Raw genomic sequence first — 19,102 nt, forward strand, 5'->3', positions numbered from 1 at the left:
TAATATCCAGAATCAATTGAGAACGCTATGTAATTTCTGTGTCTCGAACACGCTACATAAAGTGGCACCAAAGTTGCTTTTTATCGCTTGCAGGGTGCTGACAGCAAGCGGGCGTACGGCAGCATGACTGGGAGTGGCATCCGCCATACAAGAAAGGAAAGCACCATGAAGAAGAAGATCGCAGAAACCACCACGGTCATCCGTACGACCACGCCGTACACTGGCACGGTCTAATGACCTGGGAGGGTGGCAATGCGCCACCCTCCCTCAATCAAAAACAGGGGAGCAACATGGTCGATTTTGTACAGTCGCACGCGTTGGCGTTGATTTCGGAGGCGGTTGGCGCCTCAACAATAACCGTGCTCAAGGCTGACAAAGGCATGGCTCCTCAAGCCACCATCGCGACAGCTCTTGCAGACTGTGGATCTGATGTCGAGTTTGTCGATGGAGATTGGCAACGTGGCGGCTATCTCGCGGGATTCCAAAACCTGGTTGATGCTGCTTTGGAATGGACGACCAAAGAATGCCCGGACCTGATCGAGAAGCACCAGCAATCGCTTAAGCGCTTGTTTCCGCTTCTGTCCAGTTCCGCCTTTACCGTTCCAAAAGACCTCACCAACACATCGAGCAAGGAAGAGCGAACACGGTTTTATCATCACGAATATCAGAACAAGCTGCTCGTCGGGCTCGCCGAGTATCTGCTCGAATATGCTAGCCGAAGCGGTCTCCGCTTTGTGCTGGTCATCGATCGAGCTTCAGAAATGTCACCTACGGCCCTCAACCTAATAAAGGTCTTGCGGCGGTTCGACAGCGAACGCCATTTCCGCTTTGTTCTCGTGGACCATTCTAACGCAGTGTTTATCGAAGGGGCCCGTGAAGTCGATCTCGGCTGCTATCCGATCGATGAACTGGTCAACCTCTTTAAGCCTAACATGGCCCCCCAGAAGCGGCGGTCAATTTTTGAGGCGGCTCGCGGGAATCCGCTACTCGTTCGCGCCCTGATCACCTGCGAGGAGGCCGGCATTCCAGTCGTTGGCTACTTGAGCTCCAATGCTGCTATCGACTTGCACCTCGCGAGCCTGAGCCCTGAGGAACGCAGCGAGATGCTGCGATCTTATGTGGAAGCAGACTGCAACCCGGCCGATCTGATCGCCCAGCGCAATTATGAGACCTTCGATCACGAGTATGCTGATGGTCTGCATGCAGAAATGCATCGGGCCGCATTTGAAAAATATCTCGCCGGAAAGTCACCTTTGGTGACATTCCACGCCTTATCTGTTCGCAACAAATTCAAGCGGCTCGAGCTTGTTGTGGAGCCAAGTGAAATTCTAAAGAGCATTGGGCTCTACGATACTTGGTTCAGCTATTTCGGCGAAATGTTTGCGGATCCCGAGCTGCGCGTTTACGGAACGGGAAACGATGCGGTCAACGCTGTTTTCATCAATGCAGCCTTTGTTCTTTACAGCTTGGGATGCGGCCGCGTCTCTGTTCCCTATCTCGATCTTTTCTACTCAAAATTCCCATCAAGCCGCTACACGCCCACGGTCCTTTACGCTCAGTCAATGACCTATGCCAGATATCAACAGCCAGTGAACCTTCCCTTGGCGGAAGAATACGCGCTGCGAAACCTCGAGACGATTGAGCGTGATTTCAGAGATTACGACAAGTATCACTACATAAAAGTTTTTGCGGAAAATGCCTATGCATATATCAAGGCAAGGCAGGGGAAATTTGATGAAGCCCTCAAGCTTTGCACAGAAGGCAAGGCGAGAATGTTGGAGATATATGGCGACAATCGCTTCGAACTCCATCAGTCGATTTTGATTTATAACACAAGTCAGGTCTACGAGCTTGTAAACGACCTTTCACGGGCGGAGAAGCAGCTTGGCAAGGTCATCGCCTATGATCCCTGCTACGGCGAATACCAGAACGATCTGGGCAATCTCCTCAGCAAAATCCCGGGCCGTGAGGTTGACGCGTCAAATGCATATGCGCGCGCGATCGAGCTCTGCCCGCCTTACTATGAGGCGCATTTAAACCGAGCAGGTCTGCGTAAACGTCTCGGTGATACACAAGGTGCGCTTTGGGATCTTGAGCGCGCGCTGTCAATCAAGCCCGAAGAATGGCGAGCTCTGCTGGAGAAAGGCAATATCCTTCTCTCAATCGGAAACCCTTCTGATGCAATTGAAGCTTACATTGCGGCCGCTGAGGTCGTTCCGTCACATGCGGACCTGCAGAGCAACTTGGGTCTTGCGTATTCCGAGTTGGAGAAGCCTGAGCAGAGCATCGCTCATTATCAGAAGGCTCTCGATATCAATCCCCGTCACGCGCCGGCGCACAACAACCTTGCAATTGAGTTGTTCAACGCCAAGCAGCCTGACGCGGCCTTGGAGCATGCCAATCAAGCGGTCGATTTTGCCGGCGATCCCGACTACGAGGCCACGCGCAACCATATCCGCATGGCATTGGCCAGTTAAACAAACAGGTGGGCCTGTCGCAAATTTTCGGTAAGAGGCTCCGTGGGCATTTCTACACTAATATCCGCTACAATCAACAAGGATGCTGCGTGCCGTAGGCGCAGGAATTTCCGCGGCGCTTGCTCCCGCGCTTCCCCGCCGCAATAGCGCCTTGCCGGCTTCACACAACTTTACATTCGCCCGCAACAGCCGAGCTTCGGGGGCGGGGGCCACGGCGGCGGTTTTGATTGCTTGCTCAAGGAGATCGACGCCACACCCGAGCAGGAAGACCAGTTGGAGGCGATCATGGGCAAGCTCCATTACGACGTCCGCCCGATTATCCGAGGCTTCCGCGACACGCAAGACGAAGTCGCCGAGCTGCTCGGCGCGGCAACCATCGACCGAGAGGCAGTGGAGAAGCTGCGCGCCGAGCGTATCGCGGCGGCCGACGAGGCTTCGCGCAAGCTGACGACTGCCCTGCTCAATGCCGCCGGAGGTATTGACGGCTGAGCAGCGCGCGGAGTTGGTCGAATATTTCGAGGATCGCAGTTGGCACCGACGCGGGTAAGCTCTGTACCGGCATAGGTCCGAATCGGAGCAGACAAACGAGCATGGCGGACGAGGTTCTCATCGTCGACGACGACAAGCGCCTATCCGCCATGCTCGCGGAATATCTGACGGGCAACGGTTTTCGTGTGCGAGCGGCGGATACGGCTGGCGCAGGCATTGCCGATATCGAGCGGCTGTCGCCCGATGCCGTGGTTCTCGATGTCATGCTGCCCGACATGGACGGCTTAGAGGCGCTCAAGCGCATCCGCGCGAAGTCCGACGTGCCGGTTGTGATGCTGACGGCGCGAGGCGACGAGACTGACCGCATCCTGGGGCTGGGAATAGGGGCCGATAAGCTGGCGCAGCCGCGGGATCGAGCGGTCGATGATGGTGACGTCGGCGCCAAGATCCGCCGCCATCCTGGCAGCATGCCGGCGACGACGCCACCGCCGAGCACGGTGACCTTGCCGGGCAGAACGCCGGGTACGCCGCCCAGCAGCACGCCACGGCCGCCATTGGCTTTCTGCAGTGCCGTGGGGCCGGCCTGCATCGACACCCGGCCGGCGACTTCCGACATCGGCGCGAGTAGCGGCAGGCCGCCACGGTCGTCAGTCACGGTTTCGTAGGCGATTGCCGCCACGCCCGAAGCGAGCAGGCCCTTGGTCTGCTCCGGATCCGGAGCCAGATGGAGATAGGTGTACAGGATCTGGCCGTCGCGCAGCTGCACCCACTCATTGGGCTGCGGCTCCTTGACCTTGACGATCATGTCCGACTTGGCAAACACATCGGCAGCAGTCTTGGCGATGGTGGCGCCGGCAGCGCGATCGGCGTTGTCATCGGGGTCGATGCCGGCACCGGCGCCGGTTTCGATCAGCACTTCGTGGCCATGGGCGACATATTCGCGGACCGAGCCTGGCGTGAGGCCGACGCGGTATTCGTGGTTCTTGATTTCCTTGGGCGCGCGCCACAATGTATAATACTCTTAATAAAACAAAATATTTGTATGGTTACATAGCATGATACAGTTCAAATGTCCTTCTGCGCTCGGTAAGCCGCGAGTTATATCGCCGTCCTAGTGAGCGACGGTAGAAACCATAACGACCGGCGGACGAAAACTCGGCGCTTGGCTTACCTCGCGCCAAAGGTGCGGTAGTGCAATGCAAAAAGTATGCGCACGCCAGAGAGTTCGTCGACCACAAGGATAACGAAATGGCCAAAACCGAAGATATAGTCGTCGAAACCGTCTACTTCCCGGCATTAGACCCTGCCAAAGCCACCGATCGGCTCCGTGCCGTCGCCGAAAAAGGCGGGCGAGCAGTCGACCGGAGTTCTTGTCGAATTCGCGTTGGGCAACACCTTGGGTGAAATCCGAATGCAGCGTCGTGCAGCGGTGAATTATCACTCGCCGGGTTGTTGTCCAACACGTGCTGCGATCATCCCCTACGAGGTGAGGCCGCGTTGGCTGCCCCTCACCGCCGGCTCGAAGAAGAGATGGGATTTGATTGGGACTGCGGCCAGCCGGGGTCTTTCATCGGGCGCGTCGAGCCTGGACTGATCGAGCACGAGATTGATTATTTGTTCGTCGCTGTATGCAACGAAATTCCAGTGCCCAACCAGGCTGAGGTGAGTGACTGGACCTACGTTCCTCCTCCGACACTCTCGCGATGTCTGAGCGAGAACCCTTCCGAATTTACTGCTTGGCTACCATACGCCTTTGCGCACGTCCGAAATCATCTCTCTGTAGTTACGCAGTTATGAAGCCACGGCTCCACCTCATCATCGGACCGACGACGACCGGCAAAACCGCCGGGTCCATCGCGCTCGCTCAGCGTACGGGCGCGCCGGTGCTCGTTCTCGACCGAATTCAATGCTATCCCGAACTCGCGGTAGGAAGCGGCCGACCCTCGGATGCTGAACTGCGGTTGACCTGTAGAATCTACCTTGCCGAGCGGGCGGTCATTGCTGGAGAGATTTCCGCCTCAGAGGCGAACTCCTTGCTGCACGATCATGTAGCGCAACTTGGTCGGCGCGCGCCGCTGCTTATCCTGGAAGGCGGCTCGGTTTCATTGCTGCGGGCAATGGTCGCCGATCCGAATTGGAAAGCGCACCACTGGACTTGCGAGCGCCTCCACCTGACGACAAGCGCAGACTACATCGCGAAAGCTAGGTCGCGCGTCCGTGAAATGCTAGCTCCCGTAGATGGTACCCGCTCGATGCTGAACGAGATTGCTCAAGTGTGGTCTGATCCGCGCTCGCATCCGTTGGTCCGGGGACTGGATGGCTATCGGACGGTCATTGCGTATGCCGAAAGCCTAGGAATTCCCGTGGACGCACTCCCGCGTGCGATCCAGCCACCTCAGATCGACTACCTCTGTCAGGTGATCGCTCTTGAGTATTTGGCGCATGCTCGCTGGCAAGAACGCGAGTTTCCCTGCGTTCCTCCGGAGTGGACGAGCGGGACCGTGAAGGGTATCGAGCTGAGGCGCAGTTGAAACAAATTCAGAAATATAGAACTAACCGCGAACGAGCTCGCCGGCCGGCCCTACGAGTTGGTCGCCGTCGCCGGCGGCTGGCAGCATCGTACCGGGCCGGCCTTCGCAGACGCCATTCGACCGCGACTCTCGGGCGGAGCGCGTATGTTTTTCGTTCATAGGTTATGAAATGGATGCTGGGGTGGAATATTAGTTGTCCTCTCTGCAATACCCTCAACAACAGGTTCCAATAAGCAAATGAATGCCATAAACGGCTGGCCCGATCTGGTTCGGATATTTGTAGCTGCGGAAAGCGTCGAGCAGTTCCATCTTCGAGCGGGACGTCTCGATGGAGATGAAATCCGAGTCCATCGCTGCGATGGCGTCGATGATGTCGTTGAACTCATCTGAGTGGCACATATGAGTGTGGATCTGCTCGCGTCCGCCACGCCCGAAGATGTGAGCCGGAAGGACTCGACCGCCCAGTCGAGATAGGTTTCCCATCGGCCATGCGGAGCGGCAGACCCTCCCGAAGTGCTTTTTCTGACTTACCGTTGAACTGATCCAAAAAACCGCGCGCCTTATCGATCGCATCCGCGCTGGCTGCATCGGTTAATACCTCGATCCTCTGGAAACAATCGAGTTTCTAAACTTCCCCGAAGCTCTTTGCCAGAACGGTTATGCACGAAGGATGCTATCCTAGGAATACGTATTCTGCGCATCGCAAGCGGGACAACCGGCCGAGCCGCAGCAAGTAGCAGGCGAAAGACCGCAGATCCCCGCGCACCTTCCCTTCGAGTACTGTTGCCTCCGATGAAGACGAGGCCCTCATCGAGGCGGCGGCTCTGGTGGCAGCGGAGAGCGGGACGCACACGGACATCATCAAAAATCATCGTGCGCGTCTCTGTAGGTTGTATGTGGCGCTCCGGGCTGACGGGCTGAGTCTTGCTGCACTTGATCCCAAGACGCTGCGTGATGATACTAAAGAGCGTCTCCCGCACAACGTGGGTGCATTGGGTATGCTTCAGAGATACCGTCAGCACCTCGCCGGGGAGGGCAGCTCTTCGCGAGTGAATCGGCGCCCCAGACATATTGTATCCGCTGAAGAAAACGCCTCATCAACAATGCGGCGGCTGCCGCGAGCGAGAGCGGCCTGGACGGCGTTCTCCGTGCGTTGTCTGAGGCGCTCGGGCGTTACGGGCTGAGTCTTGCTGTTTGATGACCAAACGCTGGACCAATATGCTGAGAATTGCTTAGCGGGCACGTTGTCGTCAGGTTCTCGACAGCTTCCTCTATGTCAGATGCAAGCCCAGCTTCAAACTGGCTTATATTGCTGAAAGTGTGAACGGATGGATTTCGCCTCGACCAAGCGGGTGCGCGGACAATCGAACAGGGCCGGCCTGCAAGATAGCTCACGGGCGGCTCTGTCCGCAGGTGCGGCCGCGTTTGAGCAGCAACTGAGCGAGATCCGCAATTCAGGTGGAGGTGGTGGAGCAATGCCGGCCGGCTCGGCGCCGCAGCCGGCTCAGTTTGTGAAAAGGCTCAGCAAGCGCCCTCTTCATTTCAGGGATGAAGACTTTATCCTCAGCCTTGAAAAGGCCCTCATCAAGGGGAACGCCGCCGAGAACACCGCCAGGGTCTATGTAGATCTTCTTCTCAGCTTTGGCCGCTGGCTCTTCGCAAACAACAAAGACCCCATTATGGATCGGCTCGACCACGAGTCGCTGACCGATGATGCGCGCGAGTTCGTTGGAAAGAGTAACGCCGCGAAACTCTTTACGGCGATTGGTCATCTCAGGACCGCGCAGTCGACCGGCGGAATCGTGCCGATCGCAGGCCGCGCTGAATTCACTCCTCACTGCGAGGATGTAGCCCTCATCAATGAGTACAAAAACGAAGCAGCGATATCGACCAACAAAAGAAATGCAATTGCTCTTCGCAGCTTCAGTGACTATCTGCGTCAAAATAACAAGAAGGGCATTGCTGGTCGACTTTCCGGCAAGGCATTAGATGGAGATGTCAAGGACTATAAGAAGGAGGCCGGTGGTGATCCAAAGATCGGTTACGCACTGGCTTGTCTCCGAAAATCGCAGGCCGGCGCTAAAGCGATGCAGCACGAGCGCCATATTCCCCTCGTTCCTATTCCCGAGGACGCGGCACTGATGCAGCCGAGGCGGGTCGGCGAGGCGATTGCGCAGCACAGCGCGTCGCAGGAAGCTGTCAGTTGGCCAAAGGACCTTGCTGCGGCAGCCCACGTTCAGGACGTGCTCTTGGAGCTGATGGACGGACCGGGCCCGTTCTCGGCGCCGCAGCCGACTCAGTTTGTGAAAAGGCTCAGCAATCGCCCTCTTCACCCCGGGGATTCTGCGTCTATTTCGGCCCTTGAGGCGGCCCTCATCAAGGGCAACGCCGCCGAGAACACCGCCAGGGTCTATTTAGGTTCTCTTCTCAGCTTTGGCCACTGGCTCTTCGCAAACAACAAAGACCCCATTAATGATCGGCTCGACCACGGGTCCCTGACCGAAGATGCGCTCAGATTCATCGGAAACCGTAAACCCAAGACACTCCTTGCGGCAATAGGTCATCTCCGGACCTCGCAGTCGACTGGGGGCGTCGTGACGATCGCAGGCCGCGCTGAGTTGACTCCGTATCCCCATGACGCGGCTCTCATCAACCAGTACAGCGACGAAGCCCTGAGCAGAAGCACTGTAACGGCTCTTAGGAGCTTCAGTGACTACCTGCGCCAAAACAACAAGGAGGGCATTGCTGATCGGCTTTCCGGCAAGAAGCTGGATGGAGATGTCAAGGGCTATAAAGAGGACGCCGGTGGTAATCCAAAGATCGGTTACGCACTGGCTTGTCTCCGAAAATCGCAGGCCGGCGCTAAAGCGATGGAGCTCGAGCGCCGGGTTCCCCTCGTTCCTATTCCCGAGGACGCGGCACAGATGGAGCCGAGGCGGGTCGGCGAAGCGATTGCGCGGCACAGCGCGTCGCACGAAGCTGGCAGTTGGCCAAAGGAGCTTCGGGCACAGCAGGATGATCAACCAGTCCCGTCATTTTTCATCGCTCCAGGGAAGTTGCCCGCTGGACCGGATAACCTCAACAGCATCGGGGCGGGCGCTTTCGGAGCAGCCGGCTCTGGGCACGCTGGGGTTCAGGCCGCCGCCCGGCCGTTGTTAGCGCTTAGCGAACAGCAGATTCGCCGCTCGCCTGGCGCTGACAGGGGCAACCTCCTGCCGACCGAGTGGGTCATCATCAACAATGAACATTCCACAGCGCTGTTGAGGCCAGCGAAGCGGCAGAGGAACCTGAATGCGCCGCCAGCCGTCGCCATTCAGCAGCAGCTGAACGGGATCGGCGATTTAGGCGGCCGCATGCCGATCCAGCCCTCCACCTACCAGGTGGGCGCATTGATGACGGGGAGCGAGTCCGAACACATCCCAAGGCTGCAGTCGGAGATTAGAGGCATCGGAGGCGCCACTGCGCAGCACAGTGCCCCGCATGACGCTATCGTTTCGCGATTCGTCGTTCCTATGGAAGATTACGATCAGGATCTACTTTGGGAGGGAGTGGATAAGGCCGGCCCACTGCCATCTCTAGGGTCAAGTGCGAGCCATTATCAGCCGCCGGCTTCTGCAGGAGCCGTTCATGCTTTGAACGGGCGCCACGACTACCAGTCGGCCGCGGACGAGTTGGCCGGGAGCAGCGTCCTGCCGAGGCGGCAGGACGGCGGGTTCGAGGCAATGGTCCATCAGAATCCGCCCACACCATTCGAGCTCAATGCTTGGGTTCCAGCGCCTGATTTTCCGCCGCCGTTTACCGGGCCAGTACCGGTTCATCACCAGGGCGCTCGACAGCCCGGCTCGCCGCAGGAGCTTTCTCCCGTGCCAGCGTCCTCGGACGATGAAGGTTTGGCTTGGTTGAGCGAGGAGTTGGTGCGGCGGCGGATGCAAGAACTGGCGTCACTATCAAGTGCCGGAGCTCAGGATCTCTATCCTGGCTTTGAGGCATTGGTTGCTCCAGATCCGGCTGAGTTGGGTTACAATGCTCACTTTGCGCCAACGCCTTCTGCCAGAGCTTCCTCAGACATCTACGGCGGTCTTCAGTCTTTCGTTGATCTGAATGCGCCCACGCCGTCCGACATGCGCGACGATGCTCATTCCGCACCGGTGCGTCCGCGCGGGCAGATGCTCGGCGAGTGGCAGTCCACGATGCAACGGACAGGGTCCGCCGCCATCTTGAGGTCGGGAGGGCCCGACGACACCCAGCTCATCCCTCACGGTCAACTTTGGGCGATGGGTGAACCTACGCCAGCGGCAGAGGTACCGGCAAGGGCTCCACAACCCGCCTCGCCAGTGACCGCCGGGCCGTCAGACACCTATCGCGGTGTTCCCGTGGTTGATCTGACCACCTCCTCCTATGCTGAGATCGAAGCCTTGGATGCGACCGCATTGGCCGAGGCGACGGTGCTCGGCACCACCGAACACCTGAGCGACGCCCACATCGGCAGGGATTACCTGTTGCTGGAGCAGGTACTGCAGGGGGCCAATCCAGCGCTCGCCGCCCGCACGCGGCTGCTGGAAGGGCTGATATCCGTGCAACTGCGCTCGCCCCACCTGGACGAGCAGCAGGGGCAAAGCAGATTGAAGGGCATCTATGGTCGCGACAACGACACAGCCGACTTCCTGTTCCTGCCGGTGAACAATGCCAGTCCTGATGATCTTAGGTCCCTCGGCACCCACTGGTCGCTGCTGTTCGTTGATCGCCGCAGCCGGGAAAGAGCAGTCGCCTATCACTACGACTCCGCCGGGCACTACAACCGCAGCATTGCACAACAGCTCGCAGGGCTGCTGAACGCCACCTTCGCGCCAGCCCCCATGGCCCGACAGCCGAACGATTACGATTGCGGCGTCTATGTGCTGGACGCCACGTGGGCGCTGGTTGGACGATTGATCGGCGGGGAGGGACCAGACCACCAGCTGCTGCCCCTTGACGACCTCGTCGCTGATCGGCAGGCGCTGCAAGACCGGCTGAGGAGGCGTTTGCCGCACGAGGAAGAGCCCCTGCAGCTGTGAATGATGAAACCGCCTTCCCATCAATGATGGAATTCGAGCCAGCGGAACTCCGTCGACGGCATCGTAAACTTAACGTGCCAAGGCCAAGGAGAGGGCATCGCGTTGAAAGTACGCCAAACAACGCGGTCTTTATCAACCAAAGACAGCTACGGCCGATTTGGGTGATGCCGCCCTCGGGCTTCGGCGCATCTGACGTCCCGTGGCAGCGCGAAAGACACTCGGCAGTTGCAGCGCTGGCGGCATCCGTGACCAGGGAGTTCGCATGAGGTTTTTGTTGCAATGGCTGAATAGGGGCACAGAGAGGCCCTGATGCGAGGTCAATCAGGCGGCGAGGATTTCGAACTGCTCGGCCAAGGACGATTCGGATTGAAGGCGTACATGGCCTGTCGCTTGCGCCTCATGTGAATCACCATCCTGACCGGCATCGAAATGGCTGCGGTGGCCGTCGATTGGAAGCCGAGCATCGGCCGGATAAACGGGGTCGGAACAAGAGCAGTGCGAAATCGTACGCGGCCTTTATCAACCAAAGACAGCTACGGCTGATTTGATGATGATGCCGCCATACGGGCTTCGGCGCATCTGACGACCCGTGGCGGTGCGAAAAACATTCGTCAATTGCAGCGCAGCGGCACGCGCGACCACAAGGTTCGCACGCTCTCCCGGCCATGCCGGGTTTTGCGAATGACGTTTCCTGTGACGACGCGCTGCGACCATCGGAAGCCGATCTCGTGGAAATACAGGTCGACATGCTGCGGGCTGATATGATGAAAGACGCCGGCGATGGTACGGCGGACGCGGGAGTTGAAGCCCTCCACCGAATTGACGTGGACGGCGTCGCGAACATACTCACCGCTGGAATGCTTCACGGTCTCGTGCTTGGCAAAGCTCTCACCAATGGCCATGACTGCCTTCCACTCGTCGCTCATCAAATGAGCTCCCAATCCGATCTGCGCTTCAATGACGCGTTCGCTTGCTCGCGCCGAGAGACCGGTCACGACCGCGGCACACGCGTCACCGGCCAGGCATGACGTCAGTCGGCCGCCGCACCATCGCCATGACTGGCGTTTTGTCCGTATTCGCTTGGCCTTTCCGGCCGCGGCCCGGAGGCGGGTCGTCGGGATTCTTTCTGGGCCTTCCACCGAGATGGAAATGGTCGATCTCCACCGTGCCGGCGAGCATGGTCTCCCGCGCCACCATGAGACGAAGTGCATGTCCCGTCCGCCAGGCCGTTGGCTGGCTCACCCCGAGCGCCTCGGCCAGGCGCACCGACGACAAGCCCTTGTCGGATTGCAGTAACAGCCACATTGCCTTCAGCCAAACACGCAAGGGAAGCTTCGTGGAGTGCAGAGGCGTGTGTGTCGTCACCGTGAACTGGAACCGGCAATCGCCGCTGGAACATTGATAAAGACCCGGTCGGGCGCGACGCTTGCCGGTATCTCGACCGGCAAGCGCAATCGAGCGTTTGTATCCGCAGGCGGGGCAGATCCGGCCATCCGGCCACACCATGCTTTCAAGCAACCGACGGCAATGCTGCTCATCCCGGAAGGCCGCGATCATTTCTTCAACAGTCCGAATGTTGGAAAGCGCTGCAAGTATTTCAGGCATTCTCACCTGCTTCGGACCAGCCCGAAGAATCGCATGAAAAGCCATAGGTCACCAGGATATTGCGGTCTTTGGTTGATAAAGGCCGCGTACGATTGCGAACCGCTCTTGTTCCGACCCCATTTGGACACAGCACGATGTTCGTGGCTCACCGGCGAGGTCAGAGCGGAGCAGTCTCAACAACGCCATCCGACATCTTTTGTCGGGTTTGTCGAGTTCGCGATATGGCCATTTTCAGTCGATCTCTTGCTTTGCTTCGGGCTAATCGACTGAAAAGCAATCACAAAGTTCCCTCTTCAGCTCAATCAAGCAAGCTGGCATGACTCTTGAGAGCCTTCGTTGCCGGGCGGGCAACAGCTGCCGGCCATAACTCGTGTCACGGGTAGCCACGATGAACAGGCGAAGGACCGCAATGCTTCAGGCTCTCGATCTAAGGCAACGTATTCCTTCGACCATGACAATGGTCGCACCAAAAACGCAAATCATATTTGGATACATAATTTATCTTCGTCCTAACCGACGCAAAGTACAATTTCATGGCGTAACAAAATGAACGCTCGCAGCATCTCGATCACTAATACGCGCCTTTTGTGGTGCAGGCGCATGTTCATTGCTGAACGATCTCTGATTTCCTTCGCGATGGGTGTTTTTGCGCTGTTTCCAGTCTACCTGTTGTCGGTTGGGCGCGACGAGATCTTTTTTGGTTCGATCTCAGCAGCAGGCATGGCGGTCGCTATATTAATAGTTTTGATCAGTCCTACGCTGACACGCCAGTTTAGTGTGCGGAGGCTCGCACCCATCGGCGGCCTTCTCTATGCAGCAGCCTGCGCGACCATACTCTTGAACGAATTGTCGGGGGTGCGCGCGACATTCCCCTACTTCCTCAGCTACATGCTGCAATCAGGCGGATGGGCGCTGCACTTCACTATGGGCTCGATATGCATTTCCGCCCTCTCAAGCGATGCAGACCGGCCATCGAGCTTCATGGCCTATTCTGCATTCTCCACCTTAGGGTTAACCTGCGGACCGCTGCTAAGCAGCCTCCTTACCCGGTACGCCGGCTTGGGCACGCTGGATATGTTCATTCTGGCAATGCTCGCGGCGACGGCAGGGTCAGCGTTGTCATCGTGGGCAGCGCAACGTGCGGCGAACATCCGCGAAGCCGATATTCCGAATAACGCCTCGATTGCGCGCGACCTTTTCGATCTCCTCTTCAGCAAATCTGCTCTGTTTTTTGTTCTTGTACTGTTGTCCGCAAGCATTTACACTAGTTTGATAAACTTTCAGGCTCTATTTGCGAATAATTCAGGTCTTCCGTACGAAATATTCTTTGGCTTTTGGGCCATAGGAGTAGTCGGCTCCAGATTTGCAATTGGTCCGCGCGTAACCCGCAGTGCGGCCGACCGCACCTTGCCGCTACTCCTGGGCGGGATGGTCGTTTCGCTTCTCGGCTTTCACTACTCCCCGGGCCACCCCGTCATTTACGCAATGGCATCGCTGGCGACCGGCATAACTTATGGGCTATCCTATCCACTGATGCAGGCAGAAGCCGTCCGCGTGACTGCGCCGCAGTCCCGGACTTTGGTGCAGATCATCTTCAGCCTTTCCTATTTTCTTGGCCTGTATTTCTTCCCCTTCGCCGCCGGGCTCGTCTCAGTCCAGCTGGGATATGACGCGCTGACGCTGTTGATTGCCGGCTTGGCTCTACTGCAAACGGCTATCGCTCTCCTTGGCTATCGCACGATCCGGCGCAAGCCGACCCCGACCTAAAGGCTGAAGCAGGGCACTATGCGCGGGAGATCACACGTCGTCATCGGAGCCGGGCCGGTCGGTCGGGCAGTGGCGCTGCAACTTGCGGGCCAGCCGGACTCGTTCGTTGTCGTGATTGACAGGAGCCATTCTGCGCTTGCCGTGGCGCAACGGCTTCTGGGCAATCTCGAAAACGTCCGCTTCGACGTGTCGTTGGGTCCATCCGCTCTCTCGGTTCAAGCCCGATCACTGATCATGGCTACGTCTTGGAGAGATTCCCGAGTTTTGGTCGGCAAGCTTTTGCACCAAACGCACGAGGCAGGTCTACACACCCCTATTATTTGCGTCGGCAGGCCGAGCCCTGGGGATCCTGACATTCTCCAGGTACCGCCTAACGGTCCGCCCGTAGTCTTGGGAGCGGGTCTTGAACCAGGACTGGTTGAATCTTTAGTCTCGCTGGTTGCGGCTGAAATAAAGGACATAGAGAGCATAGTAACTCATTGCGGAGGGATTCCCAGAATTCCGGAACCTCCGCTGAACTATGCTATCGCCTTTGGGCGTCGGCTGCCCATGGAGCAGAGGCTCGCGTTGGCTCGAATCGATGGCCAAGCCGTAACGCGAAATCGATTCGAAAGCGTATCTCAGCTGTTCGTGGATGGTGTCGGCCTTCTCGAAGCATACGATGATGCAATGGTTTCGTCGACGGCTGCAGGCGCTCATCCTAGCATTCCAACGCTTCGACAATTGACTGTGCGGTGGCCTGGCTTTGCGGATGGTGTTCGGATGTTGCATCGCCTCGGGCTGCTGTCCGACGAGGAGATCGAAATCGGGAGCGCGCGCCTGCAGGTCAAGGAGGTCACAGAGGCGCTTTTAAGTCGCCGGAGCCCAAATGACGATGGCGACCAGGTCGTCCTTGACATCGCCATTGAGGATCGCCAAGGGCGGGTTGGCCGCTGGACGTGCATCCTGCGCTCCGAGCTTCAGGAGCGAGGCATCTCAAGCATGGCTATCGCCACCGCAGTTCCGGTGGCCGCAGCCGTGGAATGCGTCACGCGTCAACAGTTGCGGGGTCCCATACACCCCGGCAAAGCCGCGCTCGCCGATGTCGCCGCGATGGCCCTCGAGCAACTGAGGAGAAGCCGGATCGCTGTCTTAGCCGAGCGCGCGACCGGGCTGTTGGAAACAAGCACTATTTTGGGAGCCGGTCATGCAAAGACGAAAGACACTACTCGTGGGGAGCGGACCAGCAAACCTGGCACTGCTGACCTGCCTCAAGGAGCGGGGATCCTCAGTTCTGGATTCGCTGGAAGTCCTTGAGCGCCGCGACAGCGCAGAATGGCACCCGGGCATCGCTTTCGCGGATTCGATGCTCCAAGTGTCGTTGTTCAAGGACCTGGCGTTCCTGAGGAATCCGGCAAGCCCATTCACTTTTTTCTCGTTCCTGCGTGACAAGGAGCTTCTCTATCACTTCATCCATACGAACAATCTGTATCCTTCAAGGAAGCTGTTTTCCGACTATCTGGTCTGGGTAAGCCGGTTCTTTGCGAACAAGATTTCTTTCGGCAAGGAGGCGGTGGCGGTCAGGTTCCACGAGAAGCCGTCGGGAACCCAAACCCTTGTCGTCATGACCAGGGATGTCTCGAGCGGAGATGTTTCAGAAATCGAGGCAGACGACGTGGTCGTCAGCCTTGGGCATGAGCCATACATCCCTGAAGAACTGGCCGTCGACTCCGGCCGCGTGGTGCATTCAAACTTCTTCCTATCCCATGCGAACGAGGGAATGATCAACGCTAACGCTCGCGTTGCGGTCGTCGGGTCCGGGCAAAGCGCCGGCGAGATAGTCAGATTCCTGCTCCAACACCGGGAAGTGTCGGAAGTTATCGTCGTTGGTCGGCGCCACCTCTTCGAACAGACGGATGACAACCCGTTCGTAAATGATTTCTATACTTATCCACACTCGCTGAAGTTCGCGGAGTTGCCACTCGAAGATCGCAAGAGGTTTCTTTCCGACACGAGGAACACGAACTTCTCCACCGTCACCAAGGACGTCCTCAAAAGCATCTACGATCTTCGATTCGAGGACCAGGCGTGCGGACGCGACAGGCTCAGGCTGTTCCCGTATACTGAAATCACGGCGGCAAAGCGTCTCGAGAATGGTCTTCGTCTTGACCTTCGCGGAATCGGAGGCAGGCCGGACTCGACGACGCTTGAAATTGAACTCCTGGTATGCGCGACGGGCTTTTCAAACCGTCGCCATCTATCATTCTTCCAACTGCTGCAACCGCGAATGGAAGATGCCGACGTCGTTGTCGACGAGTCCTTCGAAGTGGGACTCGATCAGACGCCAGGATCGTGTCTCACCGGTCCGAGACCTCGCGTTTTCTTGGTGAACCACTCTTTTGGCCTTCGGGGCCCAACGGAGCACACACTCGGCGGTCTGGCCGAACGGGCTGCGGTGGTGGCGAAGGCGCTGCAAGACGGGCACGTGCTTCAACCTGCTCAAGGTCGCCCCGAGACCTTGCCAGCGGCATGGCCAACCGGAAATTCGAGAGTGGAAACGAAATGATGTGTTCGCAAGTAATAGATCTCAAAAATGAAACACGCGCGGTCCCCATCTCGATCGAAGGGGGCATCGTCATGCATGATCCCTTCCCGGAAGGGGGCGACGTTTCCATCCGACTATTGAAGCTCAGTCCAGGCGCGACCACTTGCCGTCACAACCATACGGAAGTCGAATTTTGGACGGTGATCTCTGGCGGCGTTCGAATTCATCTAGACGAAAAGACGTTCCTCCTGCTTGGCGGAGAGAGCATTAGGATGGACCCGCTGAGCAGGCACATGATTGAGGCTTTGGACAGCGGTGCAGTCATGCAGACGGTGTGGTGGCACAGCCGCGCAGCCTTCGAAGAGGCGACTTCCACGAACGAAGCGATAGGAAAGAGCAGACCGCTGCTACTGGTGCCCGCAATGCTTACCCCCAATGGGAATATGCATATAGGTCATGCTTCAGGACCGTTCCTCTACGCGGATGTGTTGCGCCGAATTGCCGAGACCGGCGGCCGAGAGGTTTTCGTGCTGCAGGGCACGCACGGTCACCTTGAGCACATTGCAATTGCGGCCGACGCTGCTGGACTGGAATACTACCAGCTGGCCGAGAAAAACACGGCTTCTTTCCAGGAGGCTCTGCATCGGCTCAATGCAGTTTCGGATATTTTCCTTGGGACAAAGCCTGACCGCCGCGGCAAGGCGGTCGTTCTCGAGGTCTTCAAGCGACTTTGCAGCAAGGGCCTGATCGCTGAAAGAGAGCATTTGGTCCCGTATGACGTCCAAAGTGGGCGCTTCAAGGTGGACGCCTTCGTCCACGGCAAATGTCCATATTGCGGCGGCTATTCCTCCGGTCACGAATGCGAGGATTGCGGCGCGCTGGTCCTCGATGCCGAACTCCAGGATCCGGTCGATCTCGACGGGCGCTCGCTGGAACGTCGTCCCCTGAAGCGCCTTTTCCTGAACCTCGCTCCATTGCATGACGCACTCGAATCCTTCGCCTCGCGGAACTTCCTGCCCATTTACGCCAAGCTCTTTGTCGAGTCCTGGCTGTCCCGGGGGCTTCCGGCAGTCTGCATCTCAAACCCAAACCGGGAGGGAATTCGGATTCCAATCCCAGGATTTGAATGCCAGCGGTTTACCATCACCATGGAACACGTGCCTCGGCACTTGCTCGCCTTAGAAACGATAAGAGAAAAGAGCGGATGCCCCGCCTTCTGGTACCAAATCCCACGGGACGAGATGCCGGAGCTGGACATTCTCTTCGGGGCGGACAACGCCTTTGGACGTCTGTTGGTTATTCCCGGGGTACTTTCGGCGCTTGATCTCCATGAGATGCTCCCCCGACGGATTTTCGTCAACCAGATGCTCACGCTTGAGGGGAAGAAGTTCTCAACATCACGAAATCACGCAATCTGGGTGAACGACATCCCTGCGGAAGAAACTGCCGAGCCGCTTCGCTTCTACTTGTGTCGGTGTCGTCCGGATGGTTCTGTCGAGGACTTCTCCATGGGTGCCTACGAGAGCTGGAAACGGGACTTCTGGGACGGACGGCTGTCGAGATCGGTCGCGAAGGCTAACGAGGTCATCGGGCGGGTCGCGACAGACGAGCTCCCGTGTCCTGGCCAGTGGTCAGCCACCGACATTGCGTTCCTCGCGGACTGCAGACGCTTCAACGCGGAAGTGCGGGCGCGATTCGAAGCGGATTACCCGGACGTACGTCAGCTGACACGCGCAATCGAGGCGTTCGTCGACGCAATTGACCACTATTCATGTTCAGTGCTGCAAGTTCCGGCTGCCCCGAAGGTGAACGAGGCGCTTGCCCGGACTGCGGCCCGCGCGGTGACCTTCGCGCTCGTCGGACTCTGTGTCGCGACATACCCGGTCGTACCTGATTTCGCCATCTCCATCGCAAGGAGTCTGGGGCTAGAGGTTCCCAAGCTCAGCTGGTTCGACCGCGACTGGATGGCCGAGCCAGTCCGTCTGTCTGCAAGCTATTACGCCGGAGGCCGTTGAATAACCGATCAAAGATTTCGGGCGTTCACCGCAGCCACTTTTCCGTGCCGGGTGCGGCTTTGCGGTTGTGCAATCGGTGTGGCAAATCGAGCAGTCAGTGAAATCGTTGGCGAAAAATCGAGGCTGTCGTAGCGCGAGCTCGACAGGATTCTCGACGGTTCGGGGCCAAGACGTGCGGCAATCAACAGGGCCGCGGCCGAGCTGCGCCGCCCACATGGACATCCGCACCCCGACCCACGAACTCACCCGGGCGCACGCGGTTCTGCGAACCCGCCGGCGAATTTTTTCGCAAAAGCCGGACTGGGCGCTCGGCCGTATCGTCCATGCCTACGTTGAGGACGTCCGGCCTCACAAGATCCATAGTCAATCTGGCTCCATCCTGGTGGAAAAGCGCCAGGGCATTGTTCTTTGCTGGAACAATCAGCGCGGCAACCGCGGTTATGATAGCGGTAGGAAAACCGATCCAGTCCTTGGCAAATTTTGCAAACCCGACGAGGCTTTCGCGCTTTTTTTGCCCTGGTGTCTTTTCCTCAATGTCGAGGCGACGATCATCTGAGGGACCTGCAGCGCTGGCGCAGGGCTGGAAAAGAGATGCGCAAGCGCGCCAGCACGCTGCCAACCACGAACAGTCAGTGACTTG

The 19,102-nt window shown here is 58.1% G+C and carries 9 protein-coding genes and 8 pseudogenes; 12 read left to right on the forward strand and 5 right to left on the reverse strand.

What is annotated here, in order from left to right:
• Nucleotides 1-290 precede the first annotated feature (290 nt).
• The 3 genes and pseudogenes from ABVQ20_RS30030 to ABVQ20_RS30040 all read left to right on the forward strand — a co-directional run.
• Complete coding sequence (locus tag ABVQ20_RS30030; RefSeq protein ID WP_354463316.1) at nucleotides 291-2,477, forward strand: tetratricopeptide repeat protein; 2,187 nt, start codon at nucleotides 291-293, stop codon at nucleotides 2,475-2,477.
• A gap of 195 nt (nucleotides 2,478-2,672) precedes the next feature.
• Nucleotides 2,673-3,024: pseudogene (locus tag ABVQ20_RS30035) on the forward strand (Spy/CpxP family protein refolding chaperone); the annotation flags it as partial.
• A gap of 91 nt (nucleotides 3,025-3,115) precedes the next feature.
• Nucleotides 3,116-3,301: pseudogene (locus ABVQ20_RS30040) on the forward strand (response regulator); the annotation flags it as partial.
• Nucleotides 3,302-3,358: 57 nt separating this feature from the next.
• Here ABVQ20_RS30040 and ABVQ20_RS30045 read toward each other — a convergent pair.
• Nucleotides 3,359-3,975: pseudogene (locus tag ABVQ20_RS30045) on the reverse strand (alanine dehydrogenase); the annotation flags it as partial.
• Between the two features lie 443 nt (nucleotides 3,976-4,418).
• On the opposite strand from ABVQ20_RS30045, the gene ABVQ20_RS30050 reads away from it, so the two are divergent.
• The 3 genes and pseudogenes from ABVQ20_RS30050 to ABVQ20_RS30060 form a co-directional block, all read left to right on the forward strand.
• Nucleotides 4,419-4,763, forward strand: a complete 345-nt coding sequence (locus ABVQ20_RS30050; protein WP_354463317.1) for an NUDIX domain-containing protein — start codon at nucleotides 4,419-4,421, stop codon at nucleotides 4,761-4,763.
• Nucleotides 4,760-5,497, forward strand: coding sequence for an isopentenyl transferase family protein (locus ABVQ20_RS30055; protein ID WP_354463318.1), 738 nt, complete (start codon nucleotides 4,760-4,762; stop codon nucleotides 5,495-5,497). Before ABVQ20_RS30050 ends, ABVQ20_RS30055 begins: the two co-directional genes overlap by 4 nt.
• A gap of 33 nt (nucleotides 5,498-5,530) precedes the next feature.
• A pseudogene (locus tag ABVQ20_RS30060) lies at nucleotides 5,531-5,617 on the forward strand (SMC-Scp complex subunit ScpB); the annotation flags it as partial.
• Nucleotides 5,618-5,734: 117 nt separating this feature from the next.
• Here the strand turns inward: ABVQ20_RS30060 and ABVQ20_RS30065 are convergent.
• Nucleotides 5,735-6,020 (reverse strand): annotated as a pseudogene (locus ABVQ20_RS30065) (5-methyltetrahydropteroyltriglutamate--homocysteine S-methyltransferase); the annotation flags it as partial.
• 805 nt (nucleotides 6,021-6,825) lie between these two features.
• On the opposite strand from ABVQ20_RS30065, the gene ABVQ20_RS30070 reads away from it, so the two are divergent.
• The gene (locus ABVQ20_RS30070; RefSeq protein WP_354463319.1) at nucleotides 6,826-10,551 is read left to right on the forward strand and encodes a Ulp1 family isopeptidase; all 3,726 of its coding nucleotides are present in this window, start codon (nucleotides 6,826-6,828) and stop codon (nucleotides 10,549-10,551) included.
• A 132-nt stretch (nucleotides 10,552-10,683) separates the two neighbouring features.
• Here ABVQ20_RS30070 and ABVQ20_RS30075 read toward each other — a convergent pair.
• The 3 pseudogenes from ABVQ20_RS30075 to ABVQ20_RS30085 all read right to left on the reverse strand — a co-directional run.
• Nucleotides 10,684-10,818, reverse strand: a pseudogene (locus tag ABVQ20_RS30075) (IS1595 family transposase); the annotation flags it as partial.
• Nucleotides 10,819-10,872: 54 nt separating this feature from the next.
• Nucleotides 10,873-11,024, reverse strand: a pseudogene (locus tag ABVQ20_RS30080) (IS6 family transposase); the annotation flags it as partial.
• Nucleotides 11,025-11,070: 46 nt separating this feature from the next.
• Nucleotides 11,071-12,156 (reverse strand): annotated as a pseudogene (locus ABVQ20_RS30085) (IS1595 family transposase).
• Between the two features lie 600 nt (nucleotides 12,157-12,756).
• On the opposite strand from ABVQ20_RS30085, the gene ABVQ20_RS30090 reads away from it, so the two are divergent.
• From ABVQ20_RS30090 to ABVQ20_RS30110, 5 genes are all read left to right on the forward strand, one after another.
• Nucleotides 12,757-13,923 carry an MFS transporter gene (locus ABVQ20_RS30090; protein ID WP_354463320.1) on the forward strand — a complete coding sequence of 389 codons (1,167 nt, stop codon included), beginning with the start codon at nucleotides 12,757-12,759 and terminating at the stop codon, nucleotides 13,921-13,923.
• A gap of 234 nt (nucleotides 13,924-14,157) precedes the next feature.
• Nucleotides 14,158-15,219: a saccharopine dehydrogenase C-terminal domain-containing protein gene (locus ABVQ20_RS30095; RefSeq protein ID WP_354463466.1), complete on the forward strand. Its 1,062-nt coding sequence runs from the start codon at nucleotides 14,158-14,160 to the stop codon at nucleotides 15,217-15,219.
• Nucleotides 15,110-16,468: a SidA/IucD/PvdA family monooxygenase gene (locus ABVQ20_RS30100; RefSeq protein WP_354463321.1), complete on the forward strand. Its 1,359-nt coding sequence runs from the start codon at nucleotides 15,110-15,112 to the stop codon at nucleotides 16,466-16,468. The genes ABVQ20_RS30095 and ABVQ20_RS30100 overlap by 110 nt, the downstream gene beginning before the upstream one ends.
• A complete protein-coding gene (locus ABVQ20_RS30105; RefSeq protein WP_354463322.1) occupies nucleotides 16,432-18,462 on the forward strand; it encodes a class I tRNA ligase family protein in 2,031 nt (676 codons plus the stop codon). Before ABVQ20_RS30100 ends, ABVQ20_RS30105 begins: the two co-directional genes overlap by 37 nt.
• A 214-nt stretch (nucleotides 18,463-18,676) precedes the next feature.
• A complete protein-coding gene (locus ABVQ20_RS30110; RefSeq protein WP_354463476.1) occupies nucleotides 18,677-19,018 on the forward strand; it encodes a hypothetical protein in 342 nt (113 codons plus the stop codon).
• Nucleotides 19,019-19,102 lie beyond the last annotated feature (84 nt).

This window comes from Mesorhizobium shangrilense, from assembly GCF_040537815.1.
GTDB lineage: Bacteria > Pseudomonadota > Alphaproteobacteria > Rhizobiales > Rhizobiaceae > Mesorhizobium > Mesorhizobium shangrilense.